The following is a 14,814-nucleotide window of genomic DNA, read 5'->3' as shown; positions in this document are numbered from 1 at the left end:
GATCTCACGTCGGCAGGGTCAGGATACCGGCCTGACCGTCCTCGCAGCCGAAGGCGAGGCGCCGGCCAGCCTTGTCCCAGGCCATGGCCGTGATGCCGCTGTCCTTGACGGCCGGCCGAACCAGGAGTTCCGAGGCGTCGTTGAGACGGATGAGCAGGATGCAGCCGTCCTCGTAGCCGACCGCCAGCACATAGGTGTTGGGGTGGAAGGCGACGCGGCTGACCTTGGCCGGACGCACGCCGCATTCCCGCGGCGCCTTGCCCATGGGGCCTTCCTTCGATTCGAAGGGCCAGATGATGGCCGCTTCGGCACCGGAGGTGGCGAACCACTTGCCGTCGCTGGACCAGGAGAAGGAGCGCGTCTTCGACGGGTAGCCGCTCATCCGCATGTGGCCCTTGTCGGGGATGAGCCGCCAGCCGTGGAGGGCGTTCTCCTGCATGGAGGTCACCACGAAGCGCGCATCGGGCGACCAGGTGACGTCGAGATGCGAACCCTTCCATTCGAGCACCTCGGGTTTGGCCTCCACATTGGGAAACCAGAGCGTCGCACCGTTGTAATGGGAAATCGCCAGCCGGTAGCCCTTGGGCGCGAAGGCGAGGCCGCGTGCGGCGGAGGGAACTTCGAGGGTCTTCTCCCGGCCCTTGTCGTCGCGTGCGACGACCCGCTTGCCGGCGCCATAGGCGAAGGCGCCACCAGGGTTGACGGCGAGCGAGTCGATCCAGGCGCCCTTGGTCTCGGCCAGGGACTTGGTGGAGCCGTCGGCGCCCGTGACGGCGATGCGGCCATCGTCGCCGCCGGTGAGGAAGCGCTCGCCGTCGCTCGCCGCCACCAGCACCCCGGCATCCGGATGCGCCTCGACGCGATGGCTCTCGCCGTCCTTGCTGAGCAGAACGCCGCCGTCGCCGAGGCCGAAGGCGGCCGTGCCCTTCAGCCAGCCGATGGCCGTGACATGCGCGCCTGCCGTCACAGGTGCCACGTTCTGGGTCAAGGACGGAGCGGTTCCAGTACTCATCAAAGCGATCCCTTCATGCGCGCTGCCATATAGCATCGGACCCAAACATGGACACCACTTTTGGGACCCATCCGATGCTCATTTCCAGACCAGCGCATCGTGACAGGCAAGAAACCGGGCCACCTTCCGCACGATGCATTGGCTCAGATCGGACGAAGGGGGCTGGGGCATAACGAATTTTCCGAAAGCCGGGTGATCTACCAATGACCCCGGTGTTAGGCCTTTTGGGCTTTGGCCCGTTCCAGGCATTTGGCTTACGATGCGCGCTCCATGAAGGAGACACTGAATGCGAGCCCTGCCTTTGGCTGCCTTTGCCCTTGCCGCGACGGTATCTGCGCACGCGTTTGCCCAGGAGCAGAGCGTGGAACCGTCAGCGAGAGAGGCGCAGAAGGCGACCTGCCAGCAGGAAGCCAATCTGATCTACAGAACCGGAAGCAAGGGCATCGGCATGGGTGAGGACACCCGTAACCAGATCATCGCCGCCGCCGAGCCCACGTGCGCGACTGCATGGCGAAAAAAGCGGCATCGGCCCCGGGCTGAACCGGGGCCGGCCTCTCAAGCGATCAGGCCGCGCAGGCCAGGAACCCTTCCTTGATCGCCTTCTCGTTCAGGTCGCGGCCGATGAAGACCACTTTCGAGGTGTGCTTCTCGCCTGGTTTCCACTCGCCCTGGACGTCGCCGTCCAGGATCATGTGAACGCCCTGGAAGACGAAGCGCTTCGGCTCGTTCGGGAAAGCCACGATACCCTTGCAGCGCAGGATGTTCGGCCCCTCGACCTGAGTCAGGTTCGAGATCCACGGCATGAACTTTTCCGGATTGACCTCGCCATCGAGATGCACGGCGACCGATTGCATCTCCTCGTCGTGATGATGGTGATGGCCTTCCTCCAGGAAGTCGGGCTCGATCTCAATGATTCGGTCGAGATCAAAGGCCTTGCGGTCGAGCACTTCCGAGATCGGGATGGCGCAGTTCTGGGTGCGGTGGACCTTGGCGTAGGGGTTGATGGCGCGGATGCGCGCCTCCACCTCTTCCAGCTCCTGCGGCGAAACGAGATCGATCTTGTTGAGGATGATCACGTCCGCGAAGGCGATCTGGTTCTTGGCCTCGGGCGCATCCCTCAGCCGGTCGGAGAGCCACTTGGCATCGGCCACCGTCACCACCGCGTCGAGGCGGGCGGTGTCGGACACGTCCTGGTCCATGAAGAAGGTCTGAGCCACGGGGGCAGGGTCGGCGAGGCCGGTGGTCTCGACGATGATGGCGTCGAACTTGCCCTTGCGCTTCATCAGCCCGTCGAGAATGCGGATCAGGTCGCCGCGCACGGTGCAGCAGATGCACCCGTTGTTCATCTCGAACACTTCCTCGTCGGCGCCGACGACGAGTTCGTTGTCGATGCCGATCGCGCCGAACTCGTTGACGATCACGGCATATTTCTTGCCGTGCTGTTCGGTGAGGATGCGGTTGAGAAGGGTGGTCTTGCCGGCGCCGAGATAGCCTGTGAGGACGGTGACGGGAATCTTATCGGTCATCGGAACTTCCAGTATTGATGGATGTCATCCCCAGGAGCCTGCCGTACAGGCCGGGAAGGGGATCCAGGCTTAGGGGGTTAACCTGACCTGGATTCCCTTCCCTCGCTGCGCTCGCCGGGAATGACACCAAGCGCCGCAGCGATCAGGGGCTTTCAGCTCGATAAGGCCGCGCTGAAAGCCCTTATATTGTGTCTCATCATGTCAATGTAAGTGCCGGCCGGGCCGTTCGGCTCCGAGAGGGCATCGGAATAGACCCGGGACCCGATCGTGGCGCCGGTTTCCTTGGCGATGCGCTCCATCAGGCGGGCATCGGAGACGTTCTCCACGAAGACGGCGGCGATCCTCTCGCGCTTGATCTGCTGGATGATCCGGGCCACGTCTTTGGCGGAGGCCTCCGACTCGGTCGAGACGCCCTGAGGCGCGACGACGTCGATGCCGTAGGCCTCCTCGAAATAGCCGAAGGCGTCGTGGGAGGTGATGATCCTGCGGCGTTCAAGAGGGATCTTGGCGACAAGACCTTTCACCTCCGCTTCCACTTCGTCGAGCCGCTTGAGGTAAGATGCGGCGTTGGCCTGGTAAGTGGCCTTGCCCGCTTCATCCGCAGCGATCAGGGCATCCCGGATATTGGCCACGTAGATCTTCGCATTGCCGATGCTCTGCCAGGCATGCGGATCGGAGCCGCCATGGCCATGATCGTGTCCCTGCCGGTGGCCTTCTTCTTCACCCTTCAGCGGCTTCACGCCCTTGGCGGCTTCGACCTTCTCGGCCCCGGTGCCAGAGGATTTCACGAGACGGTCGATCCAGCCCTCGAACTTCAGGCCATTGGTGAAGACGATCTTCGCTTCGGTCAGGCGCCGTCCATCGGCAGGCGTCGGGGAATAGACATGCGCATCGCCGTTGGGACCGACGAGGGTCGCCACCTCGACGCGCTCGCCACCGACGTTGCGCACCATGTCGCCGAGGATCGAGAAGGTCGCGACCACCTTCAGCTTGTCGGCAATCTGCGCGGCCGCCGGCAGCGACGATGCGGCAAGGGCGAGGCATCCTGCCAGAAGGGACACGGCAGCTTTTCGCGTCAGCATGGGTCTTGATCCTTTGCGAGGGGTCAGGCTTCCAGGTGCCTGCCCGGCCAGACGAGCCACAGCAGGCCGCCCTCGCGCCCGAGCACGAGGGAGATCACGTAGACGGCGCCTGCCGATAGGATGATCGCCGGTCCTGCGGGCAGTTCTGCGTGGAACGAGAGCAGCAGGCCGCTCAGTCCGGAGACGATGCCGACGGCGATGGACACCAGCATCATCACGGTGATGTCGCTGGTCCAGAACCGGGAGGCGGCGGCGGGCAGCATCATCATGCCGACCGCCAGCAGGGTCCCGAGCGCATGGAAGCCGCCGACGAGATTCATGACGACCAAACCTAAGAAGATCAGATGGGTCGGCGTGCCGGCGTTGCTCACCGAGCGCAGGAAGATCGGATCCACGCATTCCAGCACGAGCGGGCGGTAGAGCGCCGCGAGCGCCAGAACGGTGATGGTGGAGATGGAAGCGAGGAGCAGCAGCGTGTCATCGTCGAGGGCCAGCACCGTGCCGAAGAGCACGTGCAGCAGGTCCACGTTCGAGCCGCGAAGCGACACGATGGTGACACCCAGTGCCAGGGACAACAGGTAGAAGGCCGCCAGGGAGGCATCTTCCTTCAGCGCGGTGAACCGGGAGACGAGGCCTGCCGCAACGGCGACGATCACGCCTGCGAACAATCCCCCGATGGTCATGGCCGGCAGCGAGAGGCCGGCGACGAGATAGCCCACGGCCGCGCCCGGGAGGATCGCGTGCGCCATGGCATCGCCGGTCAGGCTCATGCGGCGCAGCATCAGGAAGACGCCGACCGGGCCGCCGCCCAGAGCAATGGCGATCACGCCCACGAGGGCGCGCTGCATGAACTCGAATTCGGCGATGGGCGTATAGAACAGGTCGAGCATGGACGGGCGCTCTTACGCGACGCTGCGGTGGCAGATATCCGCATGGGGATCGTATGCCTCGACCATGCGCCGGGCCTTCAAAAGGTTCTCCGGGCTCAGCACCTCGCCCGTCTCACCCCAGGCCACCGGCTCGCGGGCGATCAGCAGGGTCTGCGGGAAGGTGCGCTTGACCATGTCGAGATCGTGCAGGACCGCGACCACCGTGCGGGCTTCGTCGTGCCAGCGGCGAACGAGGTCGAGCAGGTCGGCGGTCGTCTTGGCGTCGATGGCCGTGAACGGCTCGTCGAGCAGGATCACGGGGGCGTCCTGCAGGAGCAGGCGCGCGAAGAGCGCCCGCTGCATCTGGCCACCCGACAGGGTCGAGATCGGGCGCCGCTCGAAGCCGGTGAGGCCCACGGCGGCCAGCGCCTGCTCGATCTTCGTGCGGTCGTGCCGGGAAATGCCGCCGAACAGGCCGGAGCGGGACCAGAGGCCCATGGCCACGAGATCGTAGACCGAGAGCGGGAAGGACCGGTCGATCTCGGCGGCCTGCGGCAGATAGGCGATGCCGGGCGAGGCATTGAAACGGATATGGCCTTCGAGGGGCTTGAGCGTGCCGACGATGCCCTTGAGCAGGGTCGACTTGCCGGCCCCGTTGGGCCCGACAACGGCGATCAGGCTGCCGGACGGGATCTCGCCGTCGAGGTGATGCACGGCGGGCCTGCGGCCGTAGCCGAGGGTCACTTCATCGAAACGGATGGCAGCCGAATTTGCGGACATGCGTTAACCCATCACCCCGAAGACCAGCAGCCACAAACCCGCCAGCACGACGGCGGTGCCGGCCAGACGCTGCCCGACCGAGAGGCGCAGGAGCGAAAAGGTCGGAGCGGCGGCTACCACCTGATGCTCGTGGGTATGATGATGGTGGTGGTGGCCATGCGACATGGCACCCTAGATAGACCGGATCGGCCCGAATTTCTAGGGGCGTATAGTATTTTATACGCCCCTTCCAAGCTTATGGTTTAGTTGAGGATATCTCAGAACGTCGGGTGGTATTGGTAGAGCCAGGTTTCGCTCAAGACCTCGTTCTCGTTGCGCAGGTAGCAGCGCATCTCTACCGGCTCGGTTCCGGTCACCGCGAGGTCGAACTGGGTGCGCCAATGGCCAGGCACGTTGTTGGGCACGGCCTCGGTGAGGATGTTCGAGAACTCGCCGCGGGAGGCGCTGAGCACGGGCTTGGGAATCACGCCGCTCGGCAGTCTGGTCAGGGGCTGGCCGATGAACTCCACCATGAATTTACGCACGCCCTTCGGCCGGTTGGTGCCGGCCTGCCCGCCATTGCCGAGGCGGGTGGCGACGACCCGGGCGAGCGGCGTCGGGTAGGGCTCCTCCGCCGCCCAGTGCATGCGGTAGCGCAGCTCGAGGGCCTGGCCCGCGCGCACCGGCTCCGCCGGCACCCACATGGCGACGACGTTGTCGTGGATCTCGTCGTCGGTCGGGATCTCGACGAGCTGGATGGAACCCCGGCCCCAGGTGCCCTGCGGTTCGATCCAGAGGGACGGGCGGCGGTCGTAATAGACGCCGTCGAGGAAATGGTCGAAGTTCCGGTCGCGCTGGAGCAGGCCGAACCCCTTCGGGTTCTCATCCGTGAAGGCCGAGGTGATGATGCGTGGCGGGTTGTTGAGCGGGCGCCAGATCCGCTCACCGCTTCCGGTCCACATCGCGAGCCCGTCCGAGTCGTGGATCTCGGGGCGCCAGTCGATGGCGGTGGCCTTCGATTTTTCCGAGTACCAGTACATGGAGGTCAGGGGCGCGAGGCCGAGGCGGCTCACGTCCTGGCGCATGTAGACGGCGCTGTCGATGTCCATGATGACGGCGGCCGCCCGCTGCATGACGAAGCGGTAGGTGCCGGCGACGCTAGGGCCGTCCAGCAGGGCATAGACGGTGACCGTGTTCGCGCCCGGCTGCGGCGTCTCGAAATAGACATGGGTGAAGTCGGGGAATTCCTCGTTCTTCCCGAAAACGGCCACATCCACGGCGAGGCCGCGGGCCGAGAGGCCATACTGATAGAGCTCGCCGATGGCGCGGAAATAGGAGGCGCCGAGGAAGGCGACCCAGTCGTTCTTGCGCCAGTCGAGCTTGCCCGTGCGGGCCTCCTGGAAGCGAAAGCCGGCAAAGCCCGAATTGTCCGGCAGTTTCCGGGCGGGCGAATCCGCCGGCATGTCGAAATAGTCGCTGTCGTAGATGATCTCGCGGGCCTGTCCGCCCTCGACCACGTGCATGCGCACCGGCTTCTGGAAGAAGCGGCCCATGTGGAAGAAGGTGACGGGGAATTCGCTCGGGCCATTGGCCCAGAGCGCCAGATCCGTCTTGAACCGGATCTTGCCATGAGCGTCGTAGTCGATCTGGTACAGCACCTCGGGCGAGGGACTCTGCGGCGCCACATAGGGCGAACCCGCCATATCCTGCGCCCGCTTCTTCAAATCGTCGAACGAGAAGGGGGCGGGGGCTCCCATCTTCAGCCCTTGCTGCGCCAGGGCTTCGCCGGAAAAGCCTTGCGCAGCAAGGGCGGCCGTGGCGGTTGCGGTTTGGAGGAAGCGGCGGCGATTGATCATGGATGAGCGCATGTGTCTGTGGAAAGGACGCACCCCTACCGACCAAGGTGGCAGGATTAAGTCCCTCTTAGCCTCTTGAGAATTCTTCGTCAGCGGTCAAAGTTACCTCACACACAGGCGTAGCGATAACTGCGCCATAATTTAGGGAGTACGCCATGTATCGAAAAGTCATGCGCCGCGTCATGGGCGCCGCGGCTGCCATTGCGCTTGCCGGAGCAAGCATGCCGGCCCAGGCTCAGGACTTCATCAACGTCCTGACCGGCGGCACCTCGGGCGTCTATTATCCGCTCGGCGTCGCCCTCTCCAAGGTGTTCACGGACAAGGTGCAGGGCTCCCGTCCATCGGTGCAGGCCACGAAAGCTTCGGTCGAGAACCTCACGCTCCTGCAGCAGGGCAAGGGCGAGATCGGCTTCACCCTCGGCGACAGCCTCGCCATGGGCTGGGCGGGCGACGAGGAGGCCGGCTTCAAGAGCAAGCTCGACAAGCTGCGCGGCATCACCGCCATCTATCCCAATTACATCCAGGTCGTGGCAACGCAGGAATCCGGCATCAAGTCGCTCGCGGATCTCAAGGGCAAGCGCCTCTCCGTCGGCGCGCCGAAATCCGGCACCGAGCTCAACGCCCGGGCGATCCTCCAGGGCGCGGGCCTGACCTACAAGGATCTCGGCAAGGTCGAATACCTGCCCTTCGGCGAGTCGGTCGAGCTCATGAAGAACCGCCAGCTCGATGCCACCCTGCAATCGGCGGGCCTCGGCGTCTCCTCGATCCGCGACCTCGCCACCTCGGTGCCGATCGTCGTGGTGGAAATCCCCGCCAGCGTCGTGGACAAGGTCGGCACGCCCTACGTGAAGGTCACGATCCCGGCCAACACCTATGGGGGCCAGACGGCCCCCGTGCAGACGGCGGCCGTCGTGAACTATCTCGTGACCCATTCCGGCATGAAGGATGAGACCGTCTACCAGATGACCAAGGCGATCTATGACAGCCTGCCGGATCTCGCCGCGGCCCATGCCGCCGCCAAGGACATCAAGCTCGAGAGTGCGCTCTCCGGCATGCCTGTCCCGATGCATCCGGGCGCGCAGCGCTACTTCGACGAGAAGGGCGTGAAGAAGCAGGGCTCCTAAACCCTTCGACTGATTTACATCTGGGCCGGGGCAGGTGAACTGCTCCGGCTTTTTTATGAGAATGAAGAACAATCATCGAGGAGACGCCGCGCCATGAGCCAGGGTGTGAACAATTCCGAACTCGCCCAGATGGAAGCGCCGGCCGAATCCGTGAATCCGGAACACGGCTTGCCGGAGAGCTTCGGCGAGGGGTTTCTCGGCCGGCTCCTGTTCTGGATCGCCGTCTCGTTCTCCACGTTCCAGATCATCACGTCCTTCGGCATTCCCCTCGATCAGCGCTTCATCGCGGGCTTGAGCCTCACGCATCTTCTCGCCGTCGCCATGGTGGCATGGGCGGCCTGGCTGATCGGCCTTGTCATGCGCCGCCGCAGCATCGTCGATGGCATCATGGCCTGGATTGCCGTAGCCGCTGCGTTCGGGCTCGTCCTCTGGTTCGGCGGCAGCATGCCGAGCCAGGTCGTGCGTACCATCCATGTGGGCTTCCTGTGCCTCGTGGCCGGAGCGATGATCGCCAATCACCGGTCCGGCTCATGGTCCCTGCGCGCCACTGGCTGGATCGTCGGCTTTGCGAGTTTCCTGGTCGGCCTTTACCATTGGGCGCTCTACGAGGAGCTGATCGTTCGCGCCGGTGAGCTCACCACACTCGATCTCGTCATCGGCATCGCCGGGCTCGCGATCCTGATCTATCTCGTCTGGCGCGTGATGGGTCCGGCCCTTCCCATCGTGGCCGGGCTGTTCCTGGCCTATTGCCTGCTCGGCAATTACCTGCCGGCTCCCCTCGATCATCGCGGCTATACCCTCGAGCAGGTGATCGAGCACATGTCGTTCGGAACGGAAGGGATCTACGGCACGCCGACCCTGGTCTCGGCGACCTACATCTTCCTGTTCATCCTGTTCGGCGCCTTCATGGAGAAGGCCGGCGTCATCGACTTCTTCAACGACATCTCGATGGCGGTCTTCGGCGACAAGCAGGGCGGTCCCGGCAAGGTCTGCGTGGCGTCTTCTGCCCTCATGGGGACCGTTTCGGGCTCCGGCGTCGCCAATGTGGTGGCTTCGGGACAGTTCACGATCCCGCTGATGAAGCGCTTCGGTTTTACCTCCGCCTTCGCCGGCGGCGTCGAGGCGACGTCCTCGATGGGCGGCCAGATCATGCCGCCGGTCATGGGCGCTGTGGCCTTTATCATGGCCGAGACCATCGACGTGCCTTATTCGAAGATCGTCGAGGCCGCGATCATTCCGGCCATCCTCTATTTCGCAGCCTGCTATCTGGCGGTGCATCTGGAGGCCGGCAAGCGCAACCTGCGCGGCCTGCCGAAGTCCGAACTGCCGAATGCCTGGACCGAGATGAAGAAAAAGTGGTTCCTCCTCGCGCCGCTCTGTGTCCTCGTCTATCTGCTTTTTGCCGGGTATACGCCGCTCTTCGCTGGTGCGGTCGGCCTGTCGCTCACTGTGGCGCTGATCCTCGGCACCGCCATCGTGGCGGGCCTTGGCACGCCGGCTCTGCGCATCGCGTTCTGGATCGGCTTGGCGCTGGTATCCGCCTATTCACTGGCCTCGACCGTGACGCTCGTCGTCCTCGTCGTTGCGGCCCTGTCTCTATGGAACGCCTTCTCGGGCCGCGGACGCACAACCTTGCAGGCCTGCGTAGACGCCATGGCGGATGGTGCCCGGCAGGCGCTGCCGGTGGGCCTTGCCTGTGCGATCGTCGGCATCGTGATCGGCACCATGACGCTCACTGGGCTCGGGACCATCGTCGGCACCTGGATGATCTCCATCGGCAAGGAGAACATCTTCGCCGCCCTCGTGCTCACCATGATCTTCAGCCTGATTCTCGGCATGGGCATCCCGACGATCCCGAACTACATCATCACCTCGTCGCTGGCGGCCCCCATCCTGCTGCAGCTCGACGTGCCGCTCATCGTCTCGCACATGTTCGTCTTCTATTTCGGCATCATGGCGGACCTGACGCCGCCGGTGGCGCTGGCGGCCTTCGCGGCCGCCCCGATGGCGAAGGAATCGGGGCTCAAGATCGGCATCCAGGCAGTCAGGATCGCGCTGCCCGGCTTCGTCATCCCCTACATGGCGGTCTATGATCCCACCCTGATGCTGCAGCCGGTGCCGGGGCTCGAGGGAGTGGGCTATTGGCTCGCGGTGGTCTACATCGTCGTCAAGGCCACGCTGGCCATGGTGCTCTGGGGCGTGGCCTCCGTCGGCTATTTCCTGAAGCCCCTCACGTGGTGGGAACGACTCTGGGCGGCGGTTGCGGCGGCTCTGCTCGTGGCGGCGATTCCGCTCACCGATGAGATCGGCTTCGTGCTCTCGGCCCTCTTCGTCGGCCTCCATATCTGGCACTCCCGCCGGGTTCCCACGCCTGCCGTCAGCCGATGATCTGCCTTCTGGCCGGTTCGACGATGGTGCCTCTCATGGCCGGCGCGATCACACTCGCCTGGACGCATTCCGTCGAAAAGATCGTCTGGGAGGAGGATTGGCGCTCAAGCCCGGCGGGGCTCGAGCTCGTCGAGGCGCGGGTGCGCGGGTCAGGCGCCGGCATGGAGCCGCCGCCGGACGCCAAGTTCGCCAAGGGGGTCTGGTCGTGGAAGCCGAACCTGCCGCCTCAAGCGGAGGTGATCATGCGACGCTCGGGCGCGACGGCGGATTGGCGGATCTGTCTTTCAGGCCAATGCCGCCCGATGGAGGCCTATGTGCCGCCTGCGGCCGATCCGATCGTGATGAAGGCGTGCGAGGGCTCTTAGGCGCGCCCGGTCAGCGGCTCGACGGCGACGCAGCGGCGCCAGAGATTCACGAGGATGTAGAGGGCGAACAGGCTGAACAGGGCCATGAGCGCGTAGCCGACGTAATCGCCGAGTTCGAGCAGGCCCGCGATGGCCCAGCCGGCGGCGATCGCGACGCCGAGGACTTCCGCGCCGACCAGAACCATGATGCTCATGATGGTGACCACGTTGCGCCAGTTGGTGCTTTTCGCCTGAGCCACTTTCGCCTCACTCCGTTTGAAGCATCGGACCGAAAAGTGAACTTGCACTTTTAGGATCAATCCGAGGCTCATTTTTGACCGGCGCATCGTCCGCCGCGGAACAAGAGGTCCGCGTCAGCGAAAACCGGATCCACTTTTCCGCACGATGCGCTTGCAAAGGGGACTACCCTAAACGCCCCCTCCGGTGCAAGTTCTCCCCGAACCTCATTCTGTCGCGCCTCACATTCAAGAGACCATGTCCGAGACACCCGTCTTCTCGACCGCCGCCGTCGCGGCTCCTCACAGGCTTGCCGCCGAGACCGGCCAGACCATCCTCGCCGCAGGCGGCAACGCCGTCGAAGCGATGGTCGCCATGGCGGCGACGATTGCCGTGGTCTACCCGCACATGAACGGGGTCGGTGGCGACGGCTTCTGGCTCGTGCGTGAACCGCGAGGCCGTATCCATGCCCTCGACGCTTCTGGGCCGGCGGGATCGCTCGCCACCATCAAGCGCTACCGGGAGAAAGGCTATGACGCCATTCCGCCGCGTGGAACCGATGCGACGCTCACGGTCGCTGGCGCGGTCAGCGGATGGGGGCTGGCGCTCGAACTCGCCAAAGCGCTTGGCGGCCAACTGCCCCTCGATCTGCTGCTCGGGGACGCCATCCGCTTTGCCCGCGACGGATACCCGGTCTCCCGCTCCGAGGAGCGGTTCGTAACCGGCGAGGAATCCGCCCTCTATGAAGTTCCCGGTTTTGCCGCCGCCTTCCTGGTCGAGGGCAGGAGAGCACCGGAGGGCACGCAGAGGCAGACGCCGCGCCTCGCCGACACCCTGGAGCGGCTCGCTCATGCGGGCTTGGCCGATTTCTACCGCGGCGATGTGGGGCGGGAGATCGCCCTCGACCTGGAGCGGATTGGCAGCCCCATCACCCGCAAGGACCTTGAGACCTACCGCGCCCGCGTCGTGGAGCCCCTCTCGGTTCGGCTGAAGCACTCCACAATCTACAATCTGCCGCCGCCGAGCCAGGGACTGGCCACCCTGCTGATCCTCGGCATGGTCGAGCGCCTCAAGGAGCTTCGGGCCGAGACGCCGGAGCATCATCACGCGCTCATCGAGGCCGCGAAGCGCGCCTTCTCCCTCCGCGACCGGGTGGTGGCGGACCCGCGCAATCTCGCCCACGACCCGTCCTCCTTACTCGCGCCCCAGGCGCTGGAAAGGGAGGCTGCCCTCATCGACATGAAGCGGGCCGCCTCCTTTCCCCTGTCGCGCCCCATCGACGGGGACACGATCTGGATGGGGGCCATCGACCGGAACGGGCTCGCCGTGTCCTACATCCAGTCCGTGTTCTGGGCCTATGGCTCCGGCTGCCTGCTCCCAGTGACGGGTGTCCTCTGGCATAACCGTGGCACGGCCTTCTCGCTCGATCCTGCGAGCCGCAACCGGCTGGAGCCCGGCCATCGGCCGCTCCATTCCCTCAATCCGGCCATGGCGGTATTTGACGATGGGCGAGTCCTGTCCTTCGGAGCGATGGGCGGCGAAACCCAGCCCCAATTCCTCAGCCAGATCTTTTCACGCTACGCAGAGGCCGGCATGGGTCTGGCGGATGCGGTGGAGGCGCCGCGCTGGCTGCTCGATGCGAAGCCCCGCGAGCGCGAGGCCGTGCTGAAGGTGGAGAGCCACTTCGACCCCGGCTTGATCCGTGGCCTGTCGCGGTTCGGCCATCGGATCGAGGAGATGGACGAGGCCTATTCCGGACGCTTCGGTCATGCGGGCATGCTGGTGAAGCACCCGCGCAACGGCCGCGTCGAGGCCGTGCACGATCCGCGCTCGGACGGCGGATCATTGGGGCTTTAGGCGGCCGTCCAGAGGCCGTAGAGCAGGCTTGCTCCCAGCACCAGCACGAAGGCGGCCGCCAGAAGTTCGAGCCCCGCGATGGCGATGGCGCCCGAGGCCCCGCGTCCGCCGGCGACCTTCAAGGCCATGGCCTTGAAGAAGACCGCTAGGGCCGCGATGGCGCCGATGGTGAGCGCGGTGCCGAGCGCCATGGCGAAAGTCGCCGCGATGCCCGCCGCGAACAGACCCTGGGACAGGGCGAACACCAGGACGATGAGGGCCCCCGCGCAGGGGCGGATGCCGGCCGCGATGGCGACACCGGCCATGTCGCGCCAGCGCGTCAGACGGCTGAGCTCTTCGGGTGGCGGCATGTGGACGTGGTCGCAATCCTCCTGGACGGACGCATAAGGGTTGCGGGCCACCGCCATGACGCCGAGAACTTTTCCCGCTTTGCGCCAAGTGATGACGGCGCCGAGCAGGGTCACGGCGATGAAGCTCGCCAGCTCCACGTTCATGGCGAGCCTGTTCATGGTGGAGGCGGTGGCGCGCAGCACCAGGCTGACGATGAAGACGATCCCGATGGCGACCAGCGCCTGCACGAGGGCTGCCGCCAGGCTCAAGGCAAAGCCCTTGCGCAAAGCCTTCTCGTCGGCCACGAGATAGGCTGAGATCACGCCCTTGCCGTGCCCTGGTCCCGCTGCATGGAAGACGCCATAGGCAAAGCCGACGAGCAGCAGGGAGAAGAGGGCTGAGCCATTCTGCTTCATCTCGCGCACGCCGGCCTGCAGGCTGCCGTAGAAGCCGGATTGCACGGACAGGATCCAGGCCCCGAGGCTCCCCGAGGGCGTCGCCTCGCGCAGGCCCATGCCGAACGGGTTGCGCGGCGGCGGCTTGCTGATCGGCCCGAGCCAGAGCCCGATCAGCCCCATGGCCAGAGCAATGATCGCGATGGCGGCCAGCATGAGGCCGAGCCGCCGCCACAGCACCGGCCGGCCGGTGCCTGGAAGGGCAGGGGCGTCCGAGGTCAGGGACATGCGATGATGGCCCTGTTGGAATATTCGACGCCGAAATCGGCTTTCGGCTGCGCCTGGAGCGCCCCCTCGTCCTGCAGGATCTGCTGCATGGCGGCATCGAGCGGCTTGGCCTTGGCGATGCTCGTCACACAGCCCTGCGGCGCCTGGGCGAGCGATACGGACGCCTGGCCGTCCGAGAGGCTGAAATAGACGAAGAAGGTCGGGTCCTCGATCTCGATGGACACGGCCCCCGAGGGCACCGCCGGCGTCTTGAGCGGCAGGAAGAAGGACATGGAGACCTGAGACTTCTCCATGCTCATCCGGGCCTCGCGCGGCGAGTCGAAGCTCTGCGGCTTGCCGCGGGCTTTCAGCACCGTGAAATAGTCGAACTCGTTCAGGGATGCGGCATTCTCGTTCGCGAGATCCTGGAGCTCCTCCGGAGAGAGCTTGCCGTCGTTGTCCTTGTCGAGGCCCTGGGTGACGTAAGCCGTGTAGGCCTCATCGAAGGTCCAGTGATGGCGAACGCCCGAAACTTTCCCGTCGGGTGCGAAGACGACCTCCGCCTTGGCCGTCACCCACACATGGGGATGCGCGAGGGCGGGCGGGGCCAAGCCTATGGCTAAGGCTGCCAGGGAGGTTTTCAGACCAAGATGGCGTGTCATGCGTTGACCCTGGAAAAGCGACGCTTCCGGCTTAAGCCGGACCATAGGAGCGATATGCCGGTTTCGTGGTTAACAGAGGCGAAACGAAGGCGCCTGCTCGAGAGGC

The 14,814-nt window shown here is 65.1% G+C and carries 15 protein-coding genes; 5 read left to right on the top strand and 10 right to left on the bottom strand.

What is annotated here, in order from left to right:
* Positions 1-4: 4 nt before the first annotated feature.
* The gene (locus tag FS320_RS07135; protein ID WP_152710393.1) at positions 5-1,012 is read right to left on the bottom strand and encodes a WD40 repeat domain-containing protein; all 1,008 of its coding nucleotides are present in this window, start codon (positions 1,010-1,012) and stop codon (positions 5-7) included.
* A gap of 286 nt (positions 1,013-1,298) precedes the next feature.
* On the opposite strand from FS320_RS07135, the gene FS320_RS45840 reads away from it, so the two are divergent.
* Entirely contained in the window at positions 1,299-1,607 is a 309-nt protein-coding gene (locus tag FS320_RS45840) for a hypothetical protein (protein ID WP_152737909.1), read from the top strand.
* On the opposite strand, the gene FS320_RS07130 is transcribed toward FS320_RS45840, so the two are convergent.
* From FS320_RS07130 to FS320_RS07110, 6 genes are all read right to left on the bottom strand, one after another.
* A complete protein-coding gene (locus FS320_RS07130; RefSeq protein ID WP_152710392.1) occupies positions 1,576-2,538 on the bottom strand; it encodes a CobW family GTP-binding protein in 963 nt (320 codons plus the stop codon). The genes FS320_RS45840 and FS320_RS07130 overlap by 32 nt on opposite strands.
* A 152-nt stretch (positions 2,539-2,690) precedes the next feature.
* Entirely contained in the window at positions 2,691-3,620 is a 930-nt protein-coding gene (locus FS320_RS07125) for a metal ABC transporter substrate-binding protein (protein WP_152710391.1), read from the bottom strand.
* Positions 3,621-3,643: 23 nt separating this feature from the next.
* Positions 3,644-4,510, bottom strand: a complete 867-nt coding sequence (locus tag FS320_RS07120; RefSeq protein WP_152710390.1) for a metal ABC transporter permease — start codon at positions 4,508-4,510, stop codon at positions 3,644-3,646.
* A gap of 12 nt (positions 4,511-4,522) precedes the next feature.
* A complete protein-coding gene (gene aztA, locus FS320_RS07115) occupies positions 4,523-5,269 on the bottom strand; it encodes a zinc ABC transporter ATP-binding protein AztA (RefSeq protein ID WP_152710389.1) in 747 nt (248 codons plus the stop codon).
* Between the two features lie 3 nt (positions 5,270-5,272).
* Complete coding sequence (locus tag FS320_RS45835) at positions 5,273-5,434, bottom strand: hypothetical protein (RefSeq protein WP_162866263.1); 162 nt, start codon at positions 5,432-5,434, stop codon at positions 5,273-5,275.
* 92 nt (positions 5,435-5,526) lie between these two features.
* On the bottom strand, positions 5,527-7,104 hold the full coding sequence (locus tag FS320_RS07110) for an OpgD/OpgG family glucan biosynthesis protein (protein ID WP_152710388.1): 1,578 nt from the start codon (positions 7,102-7,104) through the stop codon (positions 5,527-5,529).
* Between the two features lie 155 nt (positions 7,105-7,259).
* Between FS320_RS07110 and FS320_RS07105 the strand changes: the two genes are divergently transcribed.
* From FS320_RS07105 to FS320_RS07095, 3 genes are all read left to right on the top strand, one after another.
* Positions 7,260-8,228: a TAXI family TRAP transporter solute-binding subunit gene (locus tag FS320_RS07105; protein ID WP_152710387.1), complete on the top strand. Its 969-nt coding sequence runs from the start codon at positions 7,260-7,262 to the stop codon at positions 8,226-8,228.
* 93 nt (positions 8,229-8,321) lie between these two features.
* The gene (locus FS320_RS07100) at positions 8,322-10,616 is read left to right on the top strand and encodes a TRAP transporter permease (protein WP_152710386.1); all 2,295 of its coding nucleotides are present in this window, start codon (positions 8,322-8,324) and stop codon (positions 10,614-10,616) included.
* Positions 10,617-10,651: 35 nt separating this feature from the next.
* Positions 10,652-10,981 carry a DUF1850 domain-containing protein gene (locus FS320_RS07095; protein ID WP_244627010.1) on the top strand — a complete coding sequence of 110 codons (330 nt, stop codon included), beginning with the start codon at positions 10,652-10,654 and terminating at the stop codon, positions 10,979-10,981.
* Here FS320_RS07095 and FS320_RS07090 read toward each other — a convergent pair.
* A complete protein-coding gene (locus tag FS320_RS07090) occupies positions 10,978-11,175 on the bottom strand; it encodes a hypothetical protein (protein WP_152710413.1) in 198 nt (65 codons plus the stop codon). The two genes, FS320_RS07095 and FS320_RS07090, sit on opposite strands and share 4 nt — an antisense overlap.
* A 280-nt stretch (positions 11,176-11,455) precedes the next feature.
* Between FS320_RS07090 and FS320_RS07085 the strand changes: the two genes are divergently transcribed.
* On the top strand, positions 11,456-13,054 hold the full coding sequence (locus tag FS320_RS07085; RefSeq protein WP_152710384.1) for a gamma-glutamyltransferase family protein: 1,599 nt from the start codon (positions 11,456-11,458) through the stop codon (positions 13,052-13,054).
* Here FS320_RS07085 and FS320_RS07080 read toward each other — a convergent pair.
* Both FS320_RS07080 and FS320_RS07075 read right to left on the bottom strand, forming a co-directional pair.
* Positions 13,051-14,067 (bottom strand): nickel/cobalt transporter, encoded by a 1,017-nt coding sequence (locus tag FS320_RS07080; protein ID WP_152710383.1) that lies wholly within the window; start codon positions 14,065-14,067, stop codon positions 13,051-13,053. The genes FS320_RS07085 and FS320_RS07080 overlap by 4 nt on opposite strands.
* Positions 14,058-14,708 carry a DUF1007 family protein gene (locus FS320_RS07075; RefSeq protein WP_152710382.1) on the bottom strand — a complete coding sequence of 217 codons (651 nt, stop codon included), beginning with the start codon at positions 14,706-14,708 and terminating at the stop codon, positions 14,058-14,060. Before FS320_RS07075 ends, FS320_RS07080 begins: the two co-directional genes overlap by 10 nt.
* Between the last annotated feature and the right edge of the window lie 106 nt (positions 14,709-14,814).

Origin of the sequence: Microvirga tunisiensis, assembly GCF_009296175.1 — a bacterium.
GTDB lineage: Bacteria > Pseudomonadota > Alphaproteobacteria > Rhizobiales > Beijerinckiaceae > Microvirga > Microvirga tunisiensis.
This window is presented reverse-complemented; position numbering and strand designations above follow the sequence as displayed.